This window comes from Enterococcus durans (assembly GCF_002277935.1).
Lineage (GTDB): Bacteria > Bacillota > Bacilli > Lactobacillales > Enterococcaceae > Enterococcus_B > Enterococcus_B durans.
The window spans coordinates 140384-166298 of the sequence record NZ_CP022930.1; the positions used below are offsets into that span (position 1 = coordinate 140384).

A 25915-nucleotide genomic window follows, 5' to 3' on the forward strand; every position below is an offset into this window, starting at 1 on the left:
AATCAAAAAATAAAATAACTAAAATTATTAATGATAAAAATATGACATCTATTCACATCAGAAAAGAAATACTCTATACCTTTTGATGTTGCTGCCATTAGGTAACGTCTTTTATGATTCAAAAGTATAGAAAAGACACCTTAAAATCCTTTGACATTAATTTGACGAACCAATTCATAAGGAAATTCAAGATGTCTCGTACTCAGCTAACTCAAAATCCCCTAGTCCATATTAAAAAGAGAATTGTTTGACCAAAGAAATATATAAGAAACAACTTTGCTTGATTTATTGATTTATAAAGAGATTTTTATTCAACGGAAGCCCTTTCAACAAGATAGACAGAACGTGGGACAAAAGTAAGAAACACTTTTGTCTCATTCTTTATAAACGAATAAACGGTGGGAGCAGAAGAAACTCCTTCGGAAATAAGCCGAAATTCACAAAAATTTGAAAAGCAATTTTCGTTCATTTCTTCTTATTTCTCGGAGTTAAACACTTCTGTCTCAACCTCTGTCCAAATTATTCTAAGATTTCTCATCACCAACATCATTTGACAATGAGCCAACATAAATTCCATGGTTCCAGTTTGATCCATGTAGCTGGATTCCTCCAACTCATTGTCTAAAAATCTATTTCGTGATGATTTGATCTAAACTTGCTAATGACAATGCCATCTCAGCAATTTGTTGTAATTGTGCTAAGCGATTGTTACGTACAGCTGGATCTTCGACCATTACCATCGTTTGATCGAAATATGCCTCGATCAATGGGCGTAATGCCACAAGCTGATTGTAATTTTCATCAAGGCTTTGATCTGGTAATTGCGCTTTTACTTGATTGGCTGCTTCATATAATTCTTTTTCTGCTTCGTTTTCAAAAAGAGCTGGATCAATTTCTTTTGCAGTATCGTCTTCCACTTTCTTCGCCAGATTGACCACACGAGTCAAAGCTTCCATTGATGGTTTAAAGTCTTCATCTTCCAATCGTTCTTTAAATAATTGAGCTGCAGCAAAAGCTTTTGTCAAGTCTTTCTGTTCTGCGTTCAAAACAGCATCGATGATATCATGACGTACTTTTTTCGTTGTCAACAATTGACGCAAGCGTCCTTTTACGAAATCAATGACTTCTTTTTGACCTTCAGATAATTCAATACCAAAACGAGTAATGTCTTGATTGATTTCTTGATTGATCGCATGTTGTAAGTTGACCAATGGAAATGCCCAATTTTTCGCTTCGATGATCCGAACGACTCCGTAAGCTTGACGACGCAATGCATAGGGATCATTTGAACCACTTGGGATCATACCAACAGTGAAGAAAGAGAAGATACTGTCTAGCTTATCAGCGATTGCTAATACTGCACCGATAGCTGATTCTGGAAGCTCTCCTTCACTTGAAGTCGGCATATAGTGTTCTTTGATAGCACGAGCAACTGCTGGTTTTTCACCATTTAGTCGAGCATACTTTTCACCCATGATTCCTTGAAGTTCTGGAAATTCGCCCACCATATTGGTTACCAAGTCAAACTTGTAGATCTCAGCAGCACGTTGTAAATCAGCTAATTCTTCTGTAGAAAGACCAACTGACTCGCCTAAAATACGTGCAATTACTTGGACACGTTGCATTTTTTCATAGATACTGCCGATTTTTTCATGGAACGTTACAGATTTCAATTTTTCGACATACTGATCAATGGACATTTTTTTGTCTTCATTATAGAAGAATTCTGCGTCTTCTAATCGAGCGGTCAGCACTTTTTGATTTCCTCGGATCACGTTGTCTAATTTTACATGATCGCCATTACGTGCTGAGATGAAGTGTGGCAATAACAGACCTTCTTCATTTCTTACTTCAAAGTAGCGTTGGTGTTCTTTCATTGATGTCACTAACACTTCTTCTGGTACAGACAAGTATTTTTCTTCGAAATCACCTGCAAAGACAGTTGGATATTCGACTAGATTATTGACTTCTTCCAAAAGAGTGGCATCTAGATCAATGACCCAGTTATTTTTTTGTGCAAGTTCTTCTGCTTGTTCAACGATCATTTGTTGTCTTTTTTGCGGTGCAGCAATCACGAACTGCTCTTGTAATTTTTCTTCATATTCCTTCGCATGGGCGAAAGTCACATCTTCTCCTAGGAAGCGGTGTCCACGTGAGCGACGGTCGGTTTTTACATCCAACACCTCAAAGGGGATCACTTCATCATCTAATAAAGCAACGATCCAATGAATCGGACGGATATATTCAAAATCAAAATCAGCCCAGTGCATCGTCACTGGGAAAGTCAAACTTTTGACTACTTCAGCAAGACCTGTCAATACTTCTTTTGCTGGTTTCCCATGCGTATATTTTGTCACATAGACATATTCGACACCTTTTAGTTCTCTAAAAGTGATATCGTCAGTTGTCAGTCCTTGTCCGCGAACAAACCCTTGTGCTGCTTTTGACCAATTTCCTTCAGCATCTAGAGCGATTTTTTTCGCAGGACCTTTGACTTCCTCTTCGCTATCTTCTTGGCGTTCTGGAATATTCGTTACTTTGATTGCCAATCGTCTTGGCGTTGAGAATGTTTCAATTGAATCATACGTTAATTGATGTTCATCCAAAAATTTTGCTGTTTTTTGTTCCAACTGTTTCATACTTGGTGTCACTACATGGGCAGGCATTTCTTCCAAACCAATTTCCAATAATAGATCTTTTGCCATCTTATTCAGCCTCCTTGTTGTTTTTCGGATCTGCTGTGTTTTTATTCAATAATGGGAATCCAAGTTTTTCTCGTTCTGCCACGAAAATCTTTGCTACTGCTTTTGCCATGTTGCGAATTCGAGAAAGATAGCCAGCACGTTCAGTCACAGATACTGCGCCGCGTGCATCCAACAAGTTGAAGGTATGGCTGCATTTCAAGATATAATCATAGGCAGGATGAACAAGATTTTCATCGATACACCGTTTTGCTTCTTTTTCAAAACGATCGAAATTACTTAGTAACAATTCTTGGTCGCTCACTTCAAATGAGTATTTAGAATGTTCATATTCTGGTTGTTTGAAGATCTCCCCGTATTTTACTCCATCAGACCACTCTAGATCGTAGACACTTTCTACTTCTTGGATGTAAGATGCTAAACGTTCCAAACCATAAGTGATTTCTGACGTAACTGGTTTACATGGAAGTCCGCCAACTTGTTGGAAATACGTGAATTGAGTGATTTCCATACCGTCTAACCAAACTTCCCAACCAACACCGGCACAGCCCATCGAAGGGTTTTCCCAGTTGTCTTCAACAAAACGGATGTCGTGTTCTAAAGGATCGACTCCTAATAAACGCAAGCTTTCAAGATATAGTTCCTGAATATTTTCTGGTGATGGTTTCATGACTACTTGGAATTGATGATGTTGATAAAGACGATTCGGATTTTCACCATAACGGCCATCTGCTGGTCGACGTGATGGTTCAACATATGCTGCGTTCCATGGTTCTGGTCCGATAGCACGTAAGAAGGTGTAGGGACTCATCGTTCCCGCCCCTTTTTCTGTATCGTACGCTTGCATCAACATACAGCCATTTGATGACCAAAATTTTTGCAACGTTAAGATCATGTCTTGCACTGATAATTTTTTACTCATATCTTTTGCTCCTTCCAATTAAAAAACGTTTTATGAGAAAATCAGAATAACAAAAAAAGCCCCTATGCTTGTCTAAACAAACATAGGGACGAATAGTTTCGCGGTTCCACCCTACTTCCGAAAAAATCGGCAGCTTCATTGGTCGTACTCCCAAGTGCCTCTTCAAAAACCGCCAGCGTTCGGCTTACACCCTCCCGAACTCGCTTGTGCTACGTATTTTTTACTGTGCTTGATCATCGTACTTATCTATTAAGAGTTCACATAATGAAAAGCTTTAAATCACATTCTCATTCATCTAGCTTCAATAATAGACGGTATACCGCCCTTTTGTCAAATAGTTTTGAGCCTTCTTTGAAAATTCTACTCATTTTTTTCATTTTCGGCAGTTGGTTTATCCTCTTTTTCAGGGACTTTCAATACATGTTCCCAAGATTTCATTTGATCAATAAATTTTTTGCTTTTCAAATGGATTCCTACGTATTCTTCATACAACTGATCAATCAGCTGGCGAATCGCTTGTTTGGTTTCTTCCTTCAAGCTGATCCCATTGATCTTGTCATAGGAGATTGCCGAAAACATTCGTACAAAATAAACAGCTCTCGGATCTGCATGGTAGCGATGGTGATCCATACCCCAGTGTTTTTCACAGATCACGCCCCCATATTTTGACGAGTAATCAAATTTCCCTTGGGTTTCTCCACAAACCACGCAATGCGTCCAAATCGGAGCAATCCCAAAGCGCTGTAACAACTGAACCTCAAAAATATTCGTGATGATTTCCGCATCATCGCCTTGATCCATCCGATTCAATGCTAATTGGGTAAAATGGAATAGATGAGGATCATACTGATGATCTTCAATTGCAGCATCGACTAAATTCAGCAAATACGTGCCATAACCGCTTAAAAAGATATCTTCTTGGATATGTCGAAAAGCATGAACATCTTTGACACTTGTAATGAAAGAAAGTCCTTCATTTTTAAAGGTGCCTATATAGGTTGCTTCAGTGAAGGGCAGAAGTGCTGGAGCTAACGGCTGATTTTGCCGATGGATCCCTTTTACGTAAAACATCATTTTCCCAGCAGATTCCGTAAAGATCTTCACTAATTTATCTTTTTCTTTATAGTTTCTACTGGATAAGATGATACCTTTAGATTCTGCAAGTTGACTCATAGTAGCACCCCTTTCACATCTGAGTTTCTTGTATATTGAACAGACAGCTATTACTAGCGATCATCATTAAGTAAATCATGTTTAGAGGAGTGTGGGACAAAACTAAAAATCAGGGTTTCCACAGACTCTCGAATAAACGGCGGCCAAAAGTCAGGTTTTTCGGAAATTTCGAAAAAGAGGCTGGGACAGAAGTGTTTAACTCCGAGAAATAAGAAGAAATTCACGAAAATTGCTTTTCAAATTTTTGTTAATTTCTGCTTATTTCCGAAGGAGTTGCTTCTGCTCCCACCGTTTATTCATTTTTAAAAGAATGAGACAAAAGTGTTTCTTACTTTTGTCCCACTCGTTTTTCTCTCCAATTTCTCAAACCTAAACGACTTTTGTCTCGACCTTCTCTTTATCCATTAATGAACGAGCCGATTTAATACTCGTCCTTACGGTACCCAAAATCTTGCAAGTAGACTTGTTTGTCACGCCAATCTTTTTGGACTTTTACCCACAATTCAAGGTATACTTTATCACCTAAAAGATTTTCAATATCTTTTCTGGCTTTCGTGCCGATCTGTTTCAGCATCTTGCCGCCTTTACCGATAATGATTCCTTTTTGACTGTCACGTTCCACAATGATCGTTGCTTGGATCTGTACCTTGTCATTCTCATTTCGTTTCATCGAGTCGATCACAACAGCGACTGAATGTGGGACTTCATCTCTAGTTAAGACTAATACTTTTTCTCGGATCAATTCTGAAACAATAAAGTATTCTGGGTGATCCGTTACTTGGTCATCAGGGAAATACTGAGGACCTTCAGGCATTTCGTCAACCAGAACCTCCATCAAACGTTCTACGTTGTTTCCTTCAGTAGCGGAAATTGGTACCACTTGTGCAAATTCCATCTGTGTCGAATAGTCTTCGATGATGCCTAACAACTCATCTGGATGAACTTTATCGATTTTATTGATGACTAGGTACACTGGTGAATGAACATTTTTTAAACGTTCGATAATGAAGTCATCTCCGCGTCCGCGCTTCTGATCCGCACTAATCATAAATAACACAGCATCTACTTCTCTTAACGCACTGTAAGCTGCTTCTACCATGAAATCGCCTAAGCGGTGTTTTGGCTTGTGGATACCAGGTGTGTCGATAAATATCAGCTGCGCCTCTGGTGTCGTATAGACTCCTTGGATTTTATTTCTGGTCGTTTGTGCTTTGTCACTCATGATCGCAATTTTTTGACCAACGATCCGATTTAATAGCGTTGATTTCCCAACATTTGGGCGCCCAACGATTGCTACGAATCCTGATTTATGTTCTGTCATAATTTTCTCCTTTAATTAAAAAACAATTGATAGATTTTAGGGACAAATAAGATAAGTCCAACGATCACCGCAAAGCAAGCTGTTACAAGAACCGCACCAGCTGCCATATCCTTGATCTTTTTCCCAATGGGATGAAAATGAAAGTCAGTGAACATATCGACAACATTTTCGAAAACTGTATTGATGATCTCAACGATCCACACTAAAAACACGGCTAGAAGTAACCATAACCATTCACTGATACTTAGCTGAAAAACGATTCCCATAAGTAACGCGAACAAACCGAATACCACATGTTTTTTCATGTTGCGCTCTTCATCAAATACTGTTTTGACGCCTTGAAGCGCAAACTCTACTGACATCAAAAAGTGTTTATTCTTTTCAACATTTTTTTCGATATTCTTATCTTTTAAGTCCATACGCATCCAATATCTCTTTCTGTAAGCCAAACATCTCTTTCTCATCTTCTGGCGTCATATGGTCATAGCCGTTGATATGCAAGAAACCATGTACCGCCAAAAATCCTAGTTCCCGATCGTACGAATGTCCGTATTCTTCTGCTTGTTCAGCTGCTCGCTCGATTGAGATCATGATATCTCCCAATACTCGTGGCATCGGATTATCCCCATCTTCAAAGATCACAGGAATTTCATCTTCCCCTTCTTCTTCCAATGCAAAACTGATGACATCTGTTGGTGCATCTTTCCCACGATATACGCGATTGATTTCTTGAATTGCGGCATTATCCATAAAAGTAACAGACATTTCTGTTTCCTCTGGCAAATTTAAGTGTGAGGCAGCAAATTGAAGCAGATCCTCGATTTCTTTGATTTTTTCTTCTGAAACTTTTTCTGTTTCATCCATAAATGTAATGTCCATTATTATCGCTTCTTTCCCTTACTAATCTTCTGTTTTTTCGACTTCTTCTTTCATTTTTTCCGCTTCTGATTTCATTTTAGGATACTTGATCCTTGAATGGAAGGTACTGCTCAACCCACTGATTAATGATTTTTCAACTTTGCGGATTTCTTTCAGTGTCAATCCACTATCATCAAGCTGTCCATCAGAAATACGTTCTTCGATCAAATTATGAACAAACTGCTCGATTTTTTCTCCTGTAGGATGATCCATCGCACGAACAGCTGCTTCACAGCTATCGGCAATGTTGACGATCCCTGCTTCTCTTGTTTGTGGTTTTGGACCTGGGTAACGGAATTGCTCTTCCGTCACTTCTGGATTCCGTTCTTTTGCTTTGATATAAAAATATTTCATTAACGTAGTCCCGTGATGCTGACGACAAATATCGATCACCATCTGTGGCATCTCATACTCTTCTAAAATTTTAGCGCCATCAGTTACATGGCCAAAAATGATTTGTTTACTATCCTCTGGTAATAGAAAATTATGAGGATTTTCTGCACCTGATGGCAAATTTTCCACAAAGAAACTGGCATGTTTGATTTTGCCGATATCATGATAATAGCAGGCTACTCGCGTCAATAAAGAACGACCACCGATATCAGCGACTGCATTTGCACTTAGGTTAGCGACCATCATACTATGATGATATGTGCCTGGTGCTTCTTCTAACAACTGCTTCAGTAACGGATGATTTGGATTACTCAATTCATTTAGTACGATGACGCTATCGTCATTGACCATCAATTCAATATATGGATGTAAGCCCATCGTCAACAGATAGGACAGCAACGTACCCATAAATCCGCATACCAGCATCAACCATGTGGTACCATCGCTAAAACTCATACCTTGATAAATGATCAATACAATATCCATCAGTAGTGGAAAGATAATCACCCACATCATGGCTGAAACCCATTGTTCAGAAACCCGTTGCCGTTTTAAGACAGTTGCTAACAGCCCGCTAAACAAATAGGACATCAATATCGCTGTCAAAAAGTTCGTTCCGATCGAATCATAATAGATGAACAAAGCAGTAACTGTTTGGAACAAAGCCGCAATGATCCCTGAACGCCGATTCAAGAAAACATTCAGCACTAAAGGTGCAAACGCTGCAGGATAAAATAGCGGGATATAAGCTGCTTGCTCGGTTTGGAACAATTGGAAAAATTTCATTAATAGAACACTGAGGGACATCACCGTCACATAAAAAAGAACATATTCTGTTCTTTTGGCTGCTTCATGATACTGCATCGAGTTATAGAATAATACAGCAATTTGTAAAAGAACAGCTAAAATCATCGCAACTAATGGAAAAATCGATGTCGTTTGATTTGTCAGACCTAAAAGTTCAAGTTTTTTCATTGCTGCCGAATCGATTTGGTTTCCTTCACGGACAATGATTTCTCCTTGGTAGATCATGACTGGCTGAACTGCTTCTCTAGCTGCTTGTTTCAACTCTTCAGTTTTCTTTTCATTCAGCACATCATTTACAACGATTCCTTGATCCACTAGATAATGGATCATTTGTTGCTGATCGGTAGAAACATTCAAGTACTGGATCTGATCCTCTGCCTCTTGTTTGAAGGCTTCTAAGTCACTTTCTCGTACTTGTTTACTCATTTGTTCATCGATCAGTTTTAAACTTTGATCGCGAACTTCATTGATTTGACTTTCTGTCATCCCAAATATTTTTGTGTAGAAATTAGTCGGTAGCTTCTGGAAGAATGCTACATTTTCTGCATTCACACTTTCAAAATTTTTCTTTAGGGCAGCAATCCGTTCATCGATCGTCGGTTTTGGTACGTTTTCGTTATCTTTTGATTTTTCTACGTTGTCTTTATATGTTTTGTCAATGGAATCATTCGTTTTTTCGATCAAATCAAACAGTTGGTTGATCCGGTTATTCTGATCATCGACTAGATCCTGTTGATACGTATACTCTGGCGTAACAGCTTCTGCTGCTAATTTTCGCTTTTGTTCCGTTTCTTCCGTATTTTCAATAGTTTTATTCGCCCGGATACTCTCCTCGGCTACTTGACCTTCTTTAAAATCATTTGCCTTTTGCTTTACACTACTGAAAGTAACCCCACAGATGATGATGAAAAACAAAAACAACAAGAAAGGCATTGCAGCCTTCCCCAGTTTTGCTTGTAATTGTTGTAGTATCTTGTTCAACATATGCTTATCCTCCTAAGCCCTACTCTTGATGAAGATCTGCTTTTTCATAAGCTTTGATGATTTCTGCTACAACAGGGTGACGAACAACATCACTTGCTTCAAAATTGACAAATGCAATTTTCTTGATTTGCTTCAATGTTCGTTCAGCATGAACAAGCCCACTTTGTGTACCTCTCGGCAAATCGATTTGGCTTGTGTCACCGTTGACGATCATTTTAGACTGATAGCCTAAACGGGTCAAAAACATCTTCATTTGTGCCACTGTCGTATTCTGCGCTTCATCTAAAATCACAAATGCGTCATCTAATGTTCGCCCACGCATATAGGCTAACGGAGCTATTTCGATAACTCCACGCTCCATCAACCGATTCGTATGATCCAATCCAAAGATCTGATAAAGCGCATCGTATACTGGACGCAGATAGGGATCTACTTTTTCCTTTAAATCTCCAGGTAGAAAGCCTAGATTTTCACCTGCTTCGACTGCTGGACGAGTCAAAATGATTTTTTGGACCTCGCCTTTTTTCAACGCTGCTATCGCTAGCACGACCGCAAGAAATGTTTTCCCTGTTCCAGCTGGTCCTACGCCAAACACGATATCATGTTTAGCGACCGCTTCAACGTATTTCTTTTGGCCACTATTTTTCACTCTAATCGGTTTTCCATTGCGATCCTTGACGATTTCTTCTTCATACATTTCTACAAAATAGCCTAAGGTCCCTTTTTGACCCATTTTTAAAGCAGTCACTACATCAGGTGTGCTGATATGGATCCCTCGTTTGATCAACTCTTGTAACGTACGGATCACTTCAGCGGCTAATGAAAGACCTGGCTCTTCTCCAATGATTTGGATCATTTCTCCTCTTGTATGGATAGTGGTCTCGGTCATTTCCTCGATCAATTTTATATGTTTATCATGTGCACCTAAAAGCATACTGACATCGTCAGCAGCAGTTAATCTAATCTCTAAAGAACTGGACGCTTCTGTCAAAAATAGACATCTCCTTTACTTCAAATCATTCTTTCCTATTTTACCATATCCGAGAAAAACTATATAGCAAATAAAAAAGGGACTACACAAAGGACTCTATTTCGTGATTTCTTAGGATATTTTTTAGGAAAAATAACGGTCTTCTACTCGGATATTCAGCATAAAAATATTACGTTGTCCCTTTTCCCATCGATGCTGGGACAGAAGTGTTTAACTCCGAGAAATAAGAAGGTGTTGCTTCTTCTCCCACCGTTTATTCGTTTTTAAAGAATGAGACAAACGTGTTTATTACTTTTATCTTACGCTCCTCACACAAAAGCATCTTATTTTGAAAATCAAAAAAATTAGTTTATTCGTAAATTTAATCTTGCTTTTTAAAATAAGTGGTAGTATCATAATTTCAATAAATTAGATAACACATAAAACGTAGAGGAAAACAGTAGCTACTCAAGTATTTATTCCCAGTGAGTCATGTAAGTGAAAAATGACAATAAATCGAGTGAGCGAACATCATTTCCGAGTCGATGTCGAAAACGTAGAGCATCGTGGCTGCCACCATTATCAGGCTAGCGGATAACTTTTACAAAAAAGCGTCCGTGAAAATAGACAGCTTATTCAAGCTAAAAAAGGTGGTACCGTTCTAGTTATTTAGAGCCCTTTTCCCAAGTGGAAAAGGGCTCTTTTTTATTTTCTTTTAAGGTGGTGGTTCCCATGGAAACTGACATTAGTGAGATTCGAAGCACAAAACAAACATTCATTTATCTATTTTTTATTATCGGAGGAATTATTAATGAACAAAGCAAAAACTTATTCTTGGAAACAACTTCTAGTCGTCAGTTCTCTCATCTTCGGCATGTTTTTTGGATCAGGTAATCTGATTTTTCCAGTCCACCTTGGTCAACTTGCAGGTCAAAACTGGTTGAATGCCAGTGTCGGCTTTGCTATTTCTGGTGCATTATTCCCACTTCTAGCGATTCTAGCAGTCGTAGTGACGAACAGCGATGGCTTATATGATCTAGCCAAACCAGTCGGCAAATGGTACGCTGCTTTATTTCTTGTCCTTGTCCATCTAACGATTGGTCCTTTTTTTGGTACACCTCGTACTGCCGCTACTGCTTTTGAAATGGCCGCAAAACCATTTCTTCCAGAAAAATTCACTACGATCGGCATGCTCGTGTTCTCTGCGTTATTCTTCTTATGTGCCTATTTATTGACCGTCCATCCTACACGCCTCGTTAAATATGTAGGAAAATATTTAAACACGATCTTTCTCATCTTATTAGCAGTCATCTTTTTCGTTGCCTTCATCCATCCTATGGGTGGCCTCCATCAAGCTGCCGATACTACTTATCGATCGAACGCTTTAACAAATGGTGTCCTAGAAGGCTACAATACAGTCGATGCTGTTGCTTTACTTGCGCTAAGTGTTACTTTTGTACATGCTGTTCGTGATCTAGGATTAAAAAATAGACAGGTGACCTTGCTGACTGCCAAAGCAGGTACTCTTAGTGTTGCATTTGAAGTAGTCATCTATTTTGGACTTGTCCTTTTAGGGGCGATGAGCTTAAACAAGTTAACATTATCCGAAAACGGAGGTACAGCTCTTTCACAAATCGTTCAATACTATTTAGGAAACTTTGGCGCTGTCTTTTTAGGAGTCATGGTCACTTTAGGCGTATTTACTACCGCGATGGGATTAGTCGTTTCTTTTGCCCAAGATTTCCATAAATTATTTCCTAAGGTCAGCTACCTTACTTGGTTACGTCTCACTACATTTGTTTCCTTTGTTGTAGCCAATGCTGGATTAGACAATATCATCCAATGGTCTTTACCTGTATTGATGCTCCTTTATCCACTTTCTCTTGCATTGATCTTACTCTCATTGACCGCCAGATTTTTCCAAAGAAATCCAGTCATCTATCAAGTGACGATGCTCTTTACCGCTGTACCAGCTGTTCTAGATATGTTCGCCAATTCTCCTGCACTAGTCAGACAGCAATCTGTTGTTGCTGCTCTACTGGCTTTCTATCATCATCATGTACCCCTAGCTTCACTTGGATTAGGTTGGGTCGTTCCTACCTTATTGGGTTATCTGATCAGTCTATTAGGTTATTACGGTTACCAAGCGCTAACGATGAAGACTAGAGAGAATGAACAAGTAAATAATTGATTGGACTATCTAAAAAGAGTTGGTTATTCCTTTAAAGGAATAACCAACTCTTTTTAGGTTGAAGTAAAAAAAACGGCTCTATAATTTATGGGACTGATGAATCAAAATTGATTCTTCAGCCCCATTTTTCATTTTAGGTATTAAAAAACATATCGTTCTCTAGTATGATTAAATCACCACAAAATAAACTACGAGAGGACGATATGTTCTATGAATGATTCTATCAAAAAAATGTTGCGATTAATAGACCAAAATTTAGTAATCACTGAAGTTTCTTACGAGCTGTTTCAAAACAAAAAAACGATGGTCATCGATGCGGTTCTCTCTCCTGCTCCTTGTGCTTGTGCACATTGCGGTTCCTCTGTAATCGATGCTCACGGTCAAACGACCATTGTGAAGAATGGCAAGAAGAAAACTATTGTCCGCTTTGAAGAATACAACCACATGCCACTGATCATGCGTTTGAAAAAGCAACGCTACACCTGTAAAAACTGTTTGCGTCATTGGACAGCCCAAAGCTACTTTGTCCGTCCTAGACATTCGATTGCCAATCATGTCAAATGGAAAATCACTGCTTTACTCGCCGAAAAGATGTCTTTATCATTGATTGCCAAGCTTTGTCAGGTATCTTTGACGACTGTGATTCGTACATTGAAAGAGTTGAAAAACTATCTTCCGAAGCCGTCAAAAAGGACCCTGCCAAAAGTATTGATGGTGGATGAATTTCGTTCGCACGCTTCGATTGAGGATAAAATGAGCTTTATTTGTGCGGATGGCGAGACAGGAAAACTCATTGATATTTTGCCTACACGTAAATTATCGCGTTTGACACACTATTTTAGTCGCTGTACGAATCCTGAAGCGGTGGAATACTTAGTGACAGATATGAATGCCGCCTACTTCCAATTGACAAAACGTGTCTTACCGAATGCGAAAGTCGTCATTGATCGTTTTCATATCACCAAACATCTGAATCAGGCATTCAATGATTTTCGTGTACAAGAAATGAAAAGATTACACCAGTTAGGGCAACGAAGAGAAGCCGAGAAAGTGAAAAAGAACTGGCGCTTTCTTCTAAAAAACCGTCAAAAAATCAATTACTATGACTACAAAACATGGCGCAGTTTTCGTGCACCTAAATACCCGCTACTCACTGAAGCAATGATGATCGATCGATTACTGGCGTTTTCAACGCCTTTAAAGGAAGCCTATACTTTTTTCCATGAGCTGACCGAAGCCTTTCGAGACAAAGAACCTGACTTATTTTTTACCTTATTAAAAAATCTTCCTGAAACACTTGATGTCCAATTTCGCACGAAACTTCAAAACCTTTTAACTTACGAAGAAGGGATTTACAATGCTATGATTTACCCGTATTCTAATGGCAAAATAGAGGCCAAAAATACCCATATCAAGACACTGAAACGATTATCTTATGGATTTAAATCATTTGAGAACATGAAAATCAGGATTTTTTTGATCAATCAATTGATTCAAGTGAAATAACAAAAAAATCTGAGACAGAAGGTTAAGTCCTTCTATCCCAGATTTGATTTTACAAAACTCATCAGTCCTTATTGACAAAGAGCCTTTAAATTACAAGATTAGGATTGCAATAGTTCTTTCACGATTGCATTGACCTGATTTCCATCTGCTTTTCCTTTGACTTTAGGCATAATCACACCCATGACTTTACCAAATTCTTTTACAGAAGAAGCACCAGTTTGCGTAATCGCTTCTTGAACAAGTTGACGAATATCATCCTCAGATAATTGCTCTGGCATGTATTTCTCAACGATCACAATTTCACTTTTCACTTTTTCAGCCAAATCGTCACGCCCAGCTTCTTCAAACTCATGTAAAGAATCACGGCGTTGCTTCATTTCACGAGACAACACTGTTAGTTCTTCATCTTCCGTCAAGTCGTGACCTTCTTTGATCTGCTCGTTTTGAATAGATGACTTGATCATACGAATCACCTGCAAAGATTCTTTATCTTTCGCTTTCATCGCTGTCTTCATGTCATCGTTCAATCTACTTAGTAGTGACACACTACCAACTCCAATTCATCAAAGAACTAGAATTTTTTGCGTTTTCTAGCTGCTTCAGATTTTTTCTTGCGTTTTACACTTGGTTTTTCGTAGAATTCACGTTTACGAGATTCTTGTAAAGTACCCGCTTTTGACACGGAACGTTTGAAGCGACGAAGAGCATCGTCAAGTGATTCGTTTTTGCGAACGACTGTTTTTGACATGTTAATTCCCTCCCTCCGAGCTTAAAAAGTAACCGTAATTGTTATTGAAATTTAAATCCCAAAAAACAAGAATGTCCTGTAAATATTATATCTAAAGCTCTTTTGACCGTCAAGGGAATCTTGTGTTTTTTTTAAATAATCAAATGTTATTTTATTTAAAACAATTATTGACAGTTTTCACACCGTCCGAAGATCTCGAAACGATGGCCTTCGATCGTACAACCATTTAATTGGTCCTGAAAATAATTCATTGGGCACATATGGATCTCCTTGGTCGTTCCACAAACCGTGCAGATAAAGTGATGATGGTGCCCGATCTCTCCCTGACAACAATGAAAGCGAAATTTCATTTCTCCATTCAAATCTGTTTCTTCCAATAAATCAAGTTCAGAAAAATCATGAAGGTTTCGATAAACTGTATCATAACTGACCCCTTTGAACTCCTGATTCATGTAATCAAAAACTTCTTTAGCCGATACATATCGATTTCGTTTTACTAAGTAAGTCAACATCGCTTCGCGCTTCTTCGTATACTTGAATCCGTTATTTTTCAATGTTTCTAATGATTGTTCGATTAATGTTTGCTTTTTCAAGGCGTCCCCTCCAAATCAAAATGATTACGAAGTATATGTTCCACAGTATGGTATACTAAAGATAAAAAAATTGCAAGTGAGGTTTTATATCTATGACTTTTGAGACAACAGAGATCGTTACCTTTTTCGTCATTTCTGATTCTGCTGGCGAAACAGCAACCAAGTTAGCGCAAGCAACGATGGCTCAATATCCATCAGTCGAGTTCAATTTATTCCGACGGACATTTGTAACAGACAAAGAAGCACTTCAACAAGCCTTAGAAGATGCCCTTGAAGAAAAAGCACTTGTCCTTCATACTTTGATCAACCAAGAATTGATTGAAATGACACGTGATTTTTGCCAGAAAAATGACCTATTTAGTTTTGACGTCATGACGCCGCCAATCCAAGAAATCGAACGATTGACTGGAGTTAAACCGACACGGCAGCCTGGGGCACTCCATTTATTGAATGAAAATTATTTTAGACGGATCAAAGCGATGGAATTTGCTGTAAAATATGATGATGGAAAAGATCCCCGTGGTTTTTTAGAAGCAGATGTTGTCCTGCTTGGGGTATCACGAACATCAAAAACACCATTAAGTTTGTTTTTAGCAAATAAGAACCTGAAAGTTGCGAACTTGCCACTGATCCCTCAAGCCCATATCCCTAAACAGCTCTGGGAAATCGATCCGAAAAAAATTGTTGGCTTGACCAACAATCCGGATATCCTTAATAACATTCGCAAAGAGCGGATGCGTTCTTATGGACTAAATCCAGACACAGCCTATTCTGATATTGAAAAAATACGAGCTGAACTAGATTTCGCAAATGATCTTTATAAAAAACTAGGATGCGTGGTCATCAACGTCGCCTCCCTTTCAATCGAAGAAACTGCATCACTGATTTTAAATGCACTAGACTTAGAAGACCATAGTTACTACGGTACCGAAACCTCTGGTGAGAAATGAACAAAGAGAGAGTGGGACAAAAGTGTTTCTTACTTTTGTCCCACTCTTTAAAAACGAATAAACGGTGGGAGCAGAAGCAACTCCTTCTTAAACAAGCCGAAATTCACAAAAATTTGAAAAGCAATTTCCGTTAATTTCTTCTTATTTCTGGGAGTTAAACACTTCTGTCCCATCCTCACCAAACATAGATAAACAGTAACAGCAACTCTTTTCAGAAAAACAAATCGAAACTCGAATGTGGGACAAACCTAAACGACTTTTGTGTCTACCTCTTTGAATCTATCTTTTGCTCCATTGAATTCATTAGTGATAGGAATAATTATGGTGGCATTGATTGGTCGATCACTCGTTTACTAAAACGATTTTTCCCTTAGCATGATGAGTCGCACTTAATTCATGGGCAGCCTTCACACCTTCTGCTGTAAGTGGATACGTATGACCAACGACGCTTTTAACTTTTCCTGCTTCCATTAGATCAGCAATCTCTTGTAATTGTTTGCCGTCTGGTTGAAGCCAAATACTTTTTGCCACCGCAATGTTCTTCGCTAATTCTTCATCAGGTTGGTCAACGACTGAGATCAACCGTCCTTTTGGATTCAATACTTCGAAGCTGGCTTTTTGAATATCCCCACCCATCGTATCGAAAACTAAGTCCACATCTTCTAATACTTCTGAAAAGTCAGTGGTATGGTAATCAATCACTTGATCCGCACCAAGTTCTTTTAGTAACTTATGGTTCTTTTCACTAGCAGTCGTAATGACAAAAGCGCCCGCATTTTTAGCTAATTGAATAGCATAAATACCGACTCCGCCAGCACCCGCGTGGATCAAGACTCTTTCACCAGCTTTTAATTTGCCATGCGTGAATAGCGATTGATAAGCAGTTAAACCTGCTAACGGCACAGCCGCCGCATCTTCAAAAGAAACAGAATCAGGTTTTTTAGCTAATAAATGATCGTCTACGATCGTATAATCAGCATAGGTGCCGAAACGAGTTGTTTCTGGTCGTGCAAATACTGCTTGGCCGACTTGCCAATCTTGCACTTCTGAACCAACTGCCGCAATCTCACCTGCAACATCCCAACCTAGAATAATCGGAAATTCCCAAGGCATCATTTGTGCTAGATACCCTTCACGAAGTTTCCAGTCAATCGGATTGACTGAGGTAGCTTTGACTTTGACCAACACTTGATGGGCCCCTAGTTCAGGTAAAGTTACTCTGCTTTCTTTCAATTGGTCTGCATGACCATATTCTTCTATAACGATTGCGCGTGTTTCCATTCGTACATCCCTCCATATCGTCTTATTATAAAAGTCCTAGTGAATATCCGGAAATGATTTGCACTCATCAAACAGATGAGATTCTAAAAGATACATGATTTGGTATTTTTCTGCCAACTTTTTTAGATACGGAAGTACCTCGTCCTGACGTTCTGTTAATTGATCCAGCAGAACAAAAAAGTGCTGTTTTTCTTCTGCTGTTGCCGTCTTTTTAAAATATCCCCAAACGTGTTCATATGTATTTCTCTTCGCTTTTAGATCAACCGGCATTCTTTTTACAATATCCAAGTGCTGATAAAATTGCTTGTTTTTCGTCTCTGACCACTGATTACCAGAAAAAAGCTGGCGTAACGCTAAATATTCTTTTTGTGATCGTGCCATGACGTAATATTTCCATCGGGCCCATTCTTTTTGGCTCTCGCGCATCTTTCACACCTCTTTCTTTCATCTTAACACCTGACCAGTTGACTATTGAAGAAAAAGGCTCACTAGTTCATGTAACATTTGATTGAACATAGCAGTTGGGATCAACAAATAACGATGGAATTGAAAAATACCAATTAAAGATAGAAATAAATTCCATAATTGAACCTCAACTGAAGCCATGAGAGGTCCAAATGAGGTCGAGACAAAAGTGTTTCTTACTTTTGTCCCACACTCGTTTTTGAAATTTCAGAAAAACCTGACTTTTGGACGCCGTTTATTTGAGAGAGGCTGGGACAGAAGTGTTTAACTCCGAGAAATAAGAAGAAATGAACGAAAATTGCTTTTCAAATTTTTGTGAATTTCGGCTTATTTCCGAAGGAGTTGCTTCTGCTCCCGCCGTTTACTCAAGAGTCTGTAGCAAATCTGATTTTTAGATCTATCCCACGTTCGTCTTGTTACTTATCTATGGTTTAAGAACAATAATACTATGGGGGAATTTCTCTATATGTATTTACACTCTCATTTATTTTCTTAAATCCTAAAAAGACCTTGGAATCCCCATTATTCCAAGGTCCAATTTCTAGAAGGGTTTAATAAATTTTTTAGAGGGTTTCTAGAAATCTCATCGCTACACACTTAATTTAGCATGTTTGAATATATTATTTTAACCAACTATTACCTTAACATAATCCACTAATTGACAAATTCCACTTGATATCAAACTAAAAAAGCAGTTTCATTTAATACAATTCAAAAGAAAACCCGCAAAGTCATCAAAACCATCGTTATCGCACCGGTTATGAGCATCGCTGCTTCATAGGCGACAGGTGTTTTTTCCAACTGCTTAGGTGTTAGCTTCACAATTGCAACATCAGGAGATCCCGTTTGCAAGTATTTTTCATAGGCGTAGGTTTTTGGGATGAGACCGACTGTCACGTTTTTGGTATTTTTTCGCAGACGTTCCTTCAACTCATCGAAGGTCACGACTTCCCAATAGATCTTCGGATAATCCCGCATCACTTGCCGCAAATTTTCATAATTGAAAGTCATGGGATTTTTCGGTTGATTCTTTTGACTCATCTTTTGATTATCCACCAATACATAACCAGTGGTTCGACCAACGACCGCTCCCTTTGGTGCCATTTGCCGCATGAAATCTTCCGCGCCAATTTTGATTGCTTTGATGGAGGGCTTGGCTTGCTTGATCAACGGAAAATAACGTTGAGACATGGAAGTGACTGCCACCGCCTCATATTCAGCGATCTTTTCAGGTGTCAAATCATAGCCCGGCACGGTTTCCCATTCATAGTCTGAATAGTCTATTTTGAGATAATTTAATAACCGAGGGACATAATTTTGGTCTTGACTGGACCAAAAGATTCCATCGGGAGTTTGAGTTGCTGTAACTGGTATCAAACCTTTCATTTTCTTCTCCTCCTAGAGTATATATTCACTTTGAATCAAAAGAATGATCAGATCCATGACGATAAAAAAAATCCACAAATAAATTCCCAAGTCATACATATTTTCTCCTTGAGCATAAACATTTGCCAACCGTTTTGTCCGACGCAAATATTCTGAGACGATCAACGTACCTCCTAGGGAATAAATCAGCACATATTTCATAGAAAAAGGATGGAGTACTAATTGAACCGCTAACATGATTACTGACCAAATCAAGAAGATGATTAAAAAATCCCGACCAATTTTCCTTTTATCCACTTGCTTATTTTTTTCATTAGGCGCTTGGATCAATTCATCCAAAGAAACGTGAAAGAGTTCACTGAGGAGAATCAAATTCTCTAATTCCGGTTGCCCTTTATCATTCTCCCAATTCGAAATCGTCTGGCGGGTAACGAAAATCCGTTCCGCCAATTGCGCTTGGGTCAAATCTTGTGAGACCCGTAATTTTTTTAGACCTTCACCAAATGTCATTTTCCCACTTCCCTTCTTCTTCATTGTAGCAAAATAGCTTTTTTTGGGAAGAAAATCTTGTCAAAAACCATGTCAAAGTGAACCGACATCCTATTAAATCAAGTTTTCCAAAAAGGACTCACTGATCTTAGTCTTGCACCGATCAGTGAGTCCACCATTAATTATCCTATTTTTAACTGGTTCTTATTTGTCCTCACTCTTTGAAAATTTGCTAGTTTTATTTATAAAATCAATATCTCGTCGAATACCTTCGTGAGGGAAGTTCCATACTCCTTTGATTAGCTGAATCTTGATTAAACAAGTATTTTCGTCATTATCGTCGTTGGCTTGCTCATACCATTCGGAAAAAATATTGCGGACGGTTTTCATTATTTGGACATTTTTTTCGTCATTGACCCAACCGAGATTTTCGGCCATGCCCTCTGCGGTGAAACTTTCAACCACAATACCAATCGACACTGCTGGATTGACCGTCAGCTGCTGCACTTTGTCAGTAGTAGCATAGGATGTAACGTAGAAGGCTCCGTCAAGATAGACTGCATCGACTAATCGTACTACTGGTTTTGGTAAACCATCATCCGTTGTCTCAAGCGCGATGGTTGAAAGAGCAATTAGATTATCTTTATCCCCAAGTTTCTCTGATAGATATTGCATTTCTTCATTATAGGTTGTCATTGAATTCTCTCCATTTCTTAGTTATAAAAATAGTTTCATGGCAATCGTTTTTACGCATTTTTTTCTGTCAAAACGTCAGTCAAAATAGAAAAGCAACATTCTTTACGTTGATTGTAAACCTGCGCTGATTTGTATTGCTATTGCTTTCACACTAAATTGCTACTCAACAAAAGCTTCCACACATCATCATTTAATCATTTTATCATTATATTGTAATTTTTTTCACTTTTTAACTTTTTTTGCAATAAGACGTACTTCATGATGATCAATTTTATTTTTACATAGTTTCCTTGTTCGTCACTACCTACGTTCTTTTCACTAATATCATCTGGATAATACTTCCGAATCTCGTTCTTCTTTTTGAATACATACAGATTTATTTTTTAAATTCAAGATTTTTTTCAGTCGTCAGTTGTTACTTAGTCAAATTTTTATTGGCACGTTACACGTTCTCCTCATCGATTACTTCTGTATGAACAGAAAGATAGGATTCCAAACATTTTAAATGTCCTCAATCATTTTTAAGTCCTCCCTTTCCGCCTACATGTCCACCAGCATCTAGTACTGCTAATTAAATTTATAAAAGAGGTCGAGCCAAAAGTCGTTTAGGTTTGAGAAATAAAAAAAAAAATGAGCAATACAAATAACGTATTGCTCGTTTTTTTGAAATTTCCGAAAATCCTGACTTTTGGACGCCGTTTATTCGAGAGAGGCTGGGACAGAAGTGTTTAACTCCGAGAAATAAGAAGAAATGAACGAAAATTGCTTTTCAAATTTTTGTGAATTTCGGCTTACTTCCGAAGGAGTTGCTTCTGCTCCCGCCGTTTATTCGAGAATCTGTACCAAAACTGAATTCTAGATTTGTCCCACATTTTTTATAATCATTTTGAACTATTTTCAGTGAGTATTTGAGAGATTCCTGTTTCAAAAGAGGTAATTTTAAAATCAGGAAAAGTCTTTTTGAATTTGTCGGATACAAAAACATTATCGACCTCATATCTAGGAAGTAACTCATCTAATTCCCGTACCTTTTTACTGAAAAGCTTAGCTACTTTAAATTGCCATAAAGGAATGACTTTATACTTCAATGATTTATTGAGTATTTTTTCAGAAATATCGAGCATATCTTGAAAGGTATGAGGCTCATCACAAGGCAAATGCCAAATCTGACCATAGGCTGTTGGTGTATTTCCAATCAATGCCATTGCTCGGCTAGCATCAGGGGTCCATATCAATGTACGCAACGTATCTTTATTGACAGGGATAATAGCGGTAGCGTTACTTTTAACTTTGTTTAGTACCAGCGTATTTGTGATGCTTTGTGTTTTACCTGGTCCATAAAACTCTGGAGCGCGACAAATAACTGCTTCTAAACGCCCCGTTTCCATTTCGCTTACTATTGATTCTGCCATCCTAGAACGTATGATAGATTTTCTTCCTACAGGTGAATAGTTAGTATTTTCATCCTGTGGTGTACTATCTTTTGGATACATATATGTGTTATCAAAAAAAACAAGCTTACTGTTGGATTCTTTGCAAGCCTGAATAACATTCGTAGTAATTTTAAGAAAATTGTTTTCCCAAAGATCAGAGTCCATTGGTAAGCCAACGGTGAAATAAACAATATCACTATTTTCGATCGCTTTCTTGGTTTGATTAAAGTCCATTAAATCTGCTGAAACCAGTTGATCCGTAGGGTTGATTTTTTTAGGTTTTCGACTGACTAATCGAATGTCGGTTGTATAATGTTTGGATAATTCTTTTGCTAGTTCATGGCCTATTTGTCCATTGCTTCCTAAAATTGTTTGCATGTCTTTCGCTCCTCAAGATATAATTTTGCGACAGCTCGTACAGAAAACGGATTTTGCCCGGTAATAATCCGCCCATCTTTTAATGCAAATTCCTTATAGAATCGTTTTTTTTGAAATAGAGCATTTCTTTCTTCAGCTACTTTTTGATTAAAGAAAGGAACAACTTTCGCTTTTCCTGCCAAAATTTCTTCTGCTTTTGTAAAGCCAGTAATTCTTTTTCCAGAAATCAAAAAGTTGCCTTCACTATCTTTAATATTGAATAGTCCAGCTACCCCGTGACAAACAGATAGAATATAACCATTATTTTCATAAATGATTCGAGCAATTTCTTGTATTTCTTTATTATCAGGAAAATCCCACATCACACCGTGTCCCCCTGTATAATAAATCGCATGATAATTATTGGGATCTATATCTTTTGGTTTTTTCGTATTTATCAAACCTTCTTGCACAAATTTTTCTTCTGAATATATTTTCATGATATCTTTATCTATATATTTCATGCTCCTAGGGTCTAGAGGAACAAATCCACCTAAAGGGCTTACGAAATCAACTTCCACATTATGTTTATAGAGTTCATCAACAAATTCCGCACTTTCACCTAACCAAAGCCCCGTTGCTTCATTTGTACCAGCATATTTATTACTATTGGTTTCAACAATCAATACTTTTTTCATAAATTCTCCCTCTCAGTCTCATTCATGATGCTAACAACATTATTTAAAAAGTTTTGAAGCTTCTTGATCTCAGTTTGCTCATGGTCAAGATAGTAAAAATTTTTTGTTCCCTCTTGCTTGAAATTAACAATCTTTGCATCTTTTAAAATTTTTAAATGATGTGAAATCGCAGGTCTAGATAAATTAATTTCTTCTTGTAATGAAGTCACTTGTAGTCCCGCACAATCTTTTTCTTCAAGCAAGCGAATAATGATTGCTTGCCTTTTTTTATCACCAAGGGCAATCAAAAAATCGCTCAAATCATATAACTCTTGTTTTAACATCGAATAATCAGCCAAAATAATCTCTCCTTTTATAGTTCGAAGGTTTAAACTATTAAACCATATAAAAAAGATTATTTCAATAAAATACACTCGAACCCTTGGAAATAAGCTAAATGAACAAAATGAAAAACAACCTGATCAAGATCACAAAAAGATTCCCATTCAGCTTTAGGACTTTTCGTCACCATAGAAAGAAAATGCTGATCCAGCAAAACCTTGGGGAAATTATTTGATCATACAAAAAAAGAGTGGAGGACAAAACTAAAAATCAGTTTTGTCCCACACTTCCAAGTGATTTGACTACCACACTATTTGGCTTAGAGCCAAACAAATGTGAAAATCACCTATTTTTACTGATGTTCAACGTGTTTCAATGTTTGTTCCAAAATATCTAATACGTGGAAGTCATCTAAGCTGTACAAGATTGCTTTTCCTTCACGATGTGATTTAACGACATGATTTTCTCTTAACAAACGTAACTGATGGGAAACAGCTGACTGCTCCATTTCAACTGCTTGGCTGATTGCTGTGACGTTTTGTTCACCATCTTTTAAATAGATCAAGATTTTTAATCTGGTTGGATCACTTAATACTTTAAACAACTGACTGACTTTTTCTACTTCGCTTTTCTGGTTGTCTGACAATCGGTTCACCTCCATCGAAAAAGACTGACTTCTAAAGTTTACCACTTTTTCTGTCAGTCTCAAGTCTTTTTATTCTTCTGTCATTTCTTTGATCGTTGCTTCATACCGGTTGATTTTATTTTCAGCATCCTCGGCAGATTCGCCTTTGACTCCGATATAAAACTTGATTTTCGGCTCTGTTCCTGAAGGTCGAATAGCGATCCAACCATCTTCCTCCAATACGTATTTCAATACATCAGAAGGTGGTGTCGTCAATTTCTCAACGTTTCCTTCAGTGTCTGTTTTTGTCAATTCTTTGAAATCTTCTGTTTGAAGGGCCTTAGCACCGGCGAATTCAGTTGGTGCATTATCGCGGAACTGTTTCATTAGCGCAGCGATCTTAGCTGACCCTTCTTGGCCACTCATGGTAACAGATATCGTTTTTTCCGCATAGTACCCATATTTTTCGAAAATCGTTTGTAATCCATCATACAATGTTTTTCCTTGTTTTTTATAGAAAGCAGCAACTTCGGCTAATAGTAGCAATGCTTGGATCGCATCTTTATCCCGCACAAATGGTTTCACTAAATAGCCATAGCTTTCCTCAAAACCGAACATGAAAGTTTGGGAATGATCTTCTTCAAATTGGTGGATTTTTTCTGCGATAAATTTGAAACCTGTTAAAACATTCAACATCTTTGCGCCATAGCTTTCTGCAATAGCTGCAGGTAATTCGCTAGAAACAATCGATTTAAGAACAGCAGCATTTTCAGGAAGTGTGCCGCGAGATTGATGTGCTTCTAGAATGTATTGAACCAACAATGCACCGATCTGGTTTCCTGTCAGTACCTTGTAAGTACCGTCTGGCTGACGTACAGCCGCCCCTAAACGGTCGGCATCTGGATCGGTAGCAATCAATAAATCTGCGTCTTCTTTTTCACCAAGACGCATCGCATATTCAAAAGCAGAATGTTCTTCTGGATTTGGTGATTTGACTGTCGTAAAGTCTGGGTCTGGGATTGCTTGCTCTGGTACTAATACAAATTGTTCAAAACCAGCTTGTTTCAATGCTCTTTCTCCAAGCATCTTACCAGTTCCATGTAATGGGGTGTACACTAATTTCAAATCTTTCCCCATTGTTTCGACTAACTCCTGATCAATCGTTACAGCTTTGATTTCTTCAAGATAAGCACGATCCACTTCTTCTCCGATAATCGTGATCAAATCACTTGCCTTCGCTTTTTCGTCTTCCAGTACTTCTACTTTCAATGGATTGCTTACTTCACGAACATATTTTGTCAATGCGTCCGCGTCAGCTGGCGGCATTTGCCCACCATCTTCTCCATATACTTTATAACCATTATAAGCGGCAGGGTTATGTGAAGCTGTCACCATGATACCCGCAAACGTATTCAAATGACGGACCGCAAAAGATAACTCGGGTGTTGGTCGTAAACTTTCAAAAACAAAAGATGGAATATCGTGTTGTGCCAACGTTTTTGCAGCTTCCATTGCAAATTCTGGTGATTGATGACGTGAATCATACGCAATTGCTACCCCGCGTTTTTTTATTTCTGTTCCTTGTGTATCCATGAAACGTGCAAGCCCTTCTGTAGCTTGTCTGACCGTATAGATGTTCATTCGATTGATTCCAGGACCTAAGATTCCTCGCATGCCAGCTGTCCCGAATTCTAATGGTGCATAAAAAGCATCTTCCAATTTTTCAGGATCTTGACGCAGATCATTTAATTGTTGTTTTAAATTTTCTTCTAAATTTTCTTCATTTGCCCATTGCTCGTATACTTGTTCCCAAGACATGAAGCTAACACCTCTTTCTAAAATATGTTCCTTCCTTAGTATAGCATTCTCTTTTTATATAGAAAAGCGCATGACACGAAAACAATACCCTATTCTCAGACAAAACCACCGTTTTTTGTTTTGATACGATTAAAAGAAAAACACTCAAAAAGAGGTGTTCAAGCATTT

General features: G+C 38.1%; 24 protein-coding genes and 2 pseudogenes. 5 read left to right on the forward strand and 21 right to left on the reverse strand.

The features are described 5' to 3' along the window. Window positions 1–629: 629 nt before the first annotated feature. From glyS to CJZ72_RS00760, 8 genes are all read right to left on the reverse strand, one after another. Window positions 630–2705: a glycine--tRNA ligase subunit beta gene (gene glyS / locus CJZ72_RS00725; RefSeq protein WP_095443541.1), complete on the reverse strand. Its 2076-nt coding sequence runs from the start codon at window positions 2703–2705 to the stop codon at window positions 630–632. A 1-nt stretch (window position 2706) separates the two neighbouring features. After that, on the reverse strand, window positions 2707–3624 hold the full coding sequence (glyQ, locus tag CJZ72_RS00730; protein ID WP_005880314.1) for a glycine--tRNA ligase subunit alpha: 918 nt from the start codon (window positions 3622–3624) through the stop codon (window positions 2707–2709). Between the two features lie 360 nt (window positions 3625–3984). Continuing rightward, window positions 3985–4797, reverse strand: a complete 813-nt coding sequence (recO, locus tag CJZ72_RS00735) for a DNA repair protein RecO (RefSeq protein WP_005880316.1) — start codon at window positions 4795–4797, stop codon at window positions 3985–3987. Between the two features lie 421 nt (window positions 4798–5218). Continuing rightward, complete coding sequence (gene era / locus CJZ72_RS00740; protein ID WP_005880318.1) at window positions 5219–6118, reverse strand: GTPase Era; 900 nt, start codon at window positions 6116–6118, stop codon at window positions 5219–5221. A gap of 11 nt (window positions 6119–6129) precedes the next feature. Further along, on the reverse strand, window positions 6130–6537 hold the full coding sequence (locus tag CJZ72_RS00745; RefSeq protein WP_005880320.1) for a diacylglycerol kinase family protein: 408 nt from the start codon (window positions 6535–6537) through the stop codon (window positions 6130–6132). After that, window positions 6521–6997, reverse strand: a complete 477-nt coding sequence (ybeY, locus tag CJZ72_RS00750; RefSeq protein ID WP_005880322.1) for an rRNA maturation RNase YbeY — start codon at window positions 6995–6997, stop codon at window positions 6521–6523. The genes CJZ72_RS00745 and ybeY overlap by 17 nt, the downstream gene beginning before the upstream one ends. 21 nt (window positions 6998–7018) lie before the next feature. Further along, a complete protein-coding gene (locus tag CJZ72_RS00755; RefSeq protein WP_081134267.1) occupies window positions 7019–9220 on the reverse strand; it encodes an HD family phosphohydrolase in 2202 nt (733 codons plus the stop codon). A gap of 19 nt (window positions 9221–9239) precedes the next feature. After that, window positions 9240–10211: a PhoH family protein gene (locus CJZ72_RS00760; protein WP_005880325.1), complete on the reverse strand. Its 972-nt coding sequence runs from the start codon at window positions 10209–10211 to the stop codon at window positions 9240–9242. Between the two features lie 790 nt (window positions 10212–11001). On the opposite strand from CJZ72_RS00760, the gene brnQ reads away from it, so the two are divergent. Together brnQ and CJZ72_RS00770 are read left to right on the forward strand one after the other, a co-directional pair. Then, on the forward strand, window positions 11002–12381 hold the full coding sequence (gene brnQ / locus CJZ72_RS00765) for a branched-chain amino acid transport system II carrier protein (protein ID WP_095443542.1): 1380 nt from the start codon (window positions 11002–11004) through the stop codon (window positions 12379–12381). Window positions 12382–12591: 210 nt separating this feature from the next. Then, window positions 12592–13887, forward strand: coding sequence for an ISL3 family transposase (locus CJZ72_RS00770; protein ID WP_081135856.1), 1296 nt, complete (start codon window positions 12592–12594; stop codon window positions 13885–13887). A 98-nt stretch (window positions 13888–13985) separates the two neighbouring features. Here the strand turns inward: CJZ72_RS00770 and CJZ72_RS00775 are convergent, their stop codons facing one another. The 3 genes from CJZ72_RS00775 to CJZ72_RS00785 all read right to left on the reverse strand — a co-directional run bounded on the left by CJZ72_RS00775 (window position 13986) and on the right by CJZ72_RS00785 (window position 15228). Then, entirely contained in the window at window positions 13986–14432 is a 447-nt protein-coding gene (locus CJZ72_RS00775; protein ID WP_005880329.1) for a GatB/YqeY domain-containing protein, read from the reverse strand. 26 nt (window positions 14433–14458) lie between these two features. Beyond that, window positions 14459–14635 (reverse strand): 30S ribosomal protein S21, encoded by a 177-nt coding sequence (rpsU, locus tag CJZ72_RS00780; RefSeq protein WP_002356740.1) that lies wholly within the window; start codon window positions 14633–14635, stop codon window positions 14459–14461. Window positions 14636–14799: 164 nt separating this feature from the next. Continuing rightward, window positions 14800–15228 carry a Fur family transcriptional regulator gene (locus tag CJZ72_RS00785; RefSeq protein WP_005880331.1) on the reverse strand — a complete coding sequence of 143 codons (429 nt, stop codon included), beginning with the start codon at window positions 15226–15228 and terminating at the stop codon, window positions 14800–14802. 92 nt (window positions 15229–15320) lie between these two features. On the opposite strand from CJZ72_RS00785, the gene CJZ72_RS00790 reads away from it, so the two are divergent. Continuing rightward, on the forward strand, window positions 15321–16178 hold the full coding sequence (locus CJZ72_RS00790) for a pyruvate, water dikinase regulatory protein (protein WP_005880333.1): 858 nt from the start codon (window positions 15321–15323) through the stop codon (window positions 16176–16178). Between the two features lie 342 nt (window positions 16179–16520). On the opposite strand, the gene CJZ72_RS00795 is transcribed toward CJZ72_RS00790, so the two are convergent. Next, on the reverse strand, window positions 16521–17459 hold the full coding sequence (locus CJZ72_RS00795; RefSeq protein WP_095443543.1) for an NADP-dependent oxidoreductase: 939 nt from the start codon (window positions 17457–17459) through the stop codon (window positions 16521–16523). A 36-nt stretch (window positions 17460–17495) separates the two neighbouring features. Beyond that, complete coding sequence (locus CJZ72_RS00800; protein WP_095443544.1) at window positions 17496–17885, reverse strand: YbgA family protein; 390 nt, start codon at window positions 17883–17885, stop codon at window positions 17496–17498. A gap of 288 nt (window positions 17886–18173) precedes the next feature. On the opposite strand from CJZ72_RS00800, the pseudogene CJZ72_RS15005 reads away from it, so the two are divergent. After that, window positions 18174–18287, forward strand: a pseudogene (locus CJZ72_RS15005) (DUF3788 family protein); the annotation flags it as partial. Window positions 18288–18635: 348 nt separating this feature from the next. Here the strand turns inward: CJZ72_RS15005 and CJZ72_RS00810 are convergent. The 3 genes from CJZ72_RS00810 to CJZ72_RS00820 all read right to left on the reverse strand — a co-directional run bounded on the left by CJZ72_RS00810 (window position 18636) and on the right by CJZ72_RS00820 (window position 20495). Next, the gene (locus CJZ72_RS00810; protein ID WP_005880339.1) at window positions 18636–19310 is read right to left on the reverse strand and encodes a hypothetical protein; all 675 of its coding nucleotides are present in this window, start codon (window positions 19308–19310) and stop codon (window positions 18636–18638) included. A gap of 12 nt (window positions 19311–19322) precedes the next feature. Then, complete coding sequence (locus CJZ72_RS00815; RefSeq protein ID WP_081134266.1) at window positions 19323–19844, reverse strand: helix-turn-helix transcriptional regulator; 522 nt, start codon at window positions 19842–19844, stop codon at window positions 19323–19325. A gap of 159 nt (window positions 19845–20003) precedes the next feature. After that, a complete protein-coding gene (locus CJZ72_RS00820) occupies window positions 20004–20495 on the reverse strand; it encodes a pyridoxamine 5-phosphate oxidase (protein WP_095443545.1) in 492 nt (163 codons plus the stop codon). A gap of 701 nt (window positions 20496–21196) precedes the next feature. Between CJZ72_RS00820 and CJZ72_RS15185 the strand changes: the two are divergent. After that, window positions 21197–21376 (forward strand): annotated as a pseudogene (locus CJZ72_RS15185) (hypothetical protein). Here the strand turns inward: CJZ72_RS15185 and CJZ72_RS00830 are convergent. From CJZ72_RS00830 to CJZ72_RS00850, 5 genes are all read right to left on the reverse strand, one after another. Next, window positions 21377–22306 (reverse strand): NAD-dependent epimerase/dehydratase family protein, encoded by a 930-nt coding sequence (locus CJZ72_RS00830; protein WP_095443546.1) that lies wholly within the window; start codon window positions 22304–22306, stop codon window positions 21377–21379. It abuts the pseudogene before it with no gap. Continuing rightward, the gene (locus CJZ72_RS00835) at window positions 22291–22983 is read right to left on the reverse strand and encodes a type 1 glutamine amidotransferase domain-containing protein (RefSeq protein ID WP_095443547.1); all 693 of its coding nucleotides are present in this window, start codon (window positions 22981–22983) and stop codon (window positions 22291–22293) included. Before CJZ72_RS00835 ends, CJZ72_RS00830 begins: the two co-directional genes overlap by 16 nt. Beyond that, entirely contained in the window at window positions 22980–23321 is a 342-nt protein-coding gene (locus CJZ72_RS00840) for an ArsR/SmtB family transcription factor (RefSeq protein WP_095443548.1), read from the reverse strand. The genes CJZ72_RS00835 and CJZ72_RS00840 overlap by 4 nt, the downstream gene beginning before the upstream one ends. Window positions 23322–23656: 335 nt before the next feature. Continuing rightward, window positions 23657–23950 (reverse strand): ArsR/SmtB family transcription factor, encoded by a 294-nt coding sequence (locus CJZ72_RS00845; protein WP_005880349.1) that lies wholly within the window; start codon window positions 23948–23950, stop codon window positions 23657–23659. Between the two features lie 69 nt (window positions 23951–24019). Then, entirely contained in the window at window positions 24020–25747 is a 1728-nt protein-coding gene (locus tag CJZ72_RS00850) for a phospho-sugar mutase (RefSeq protein ID WP_095443549.1), read from the reverse strand. Between the last annotated feature and the right edge of the window lie 168 nt (window positions 25748–25915).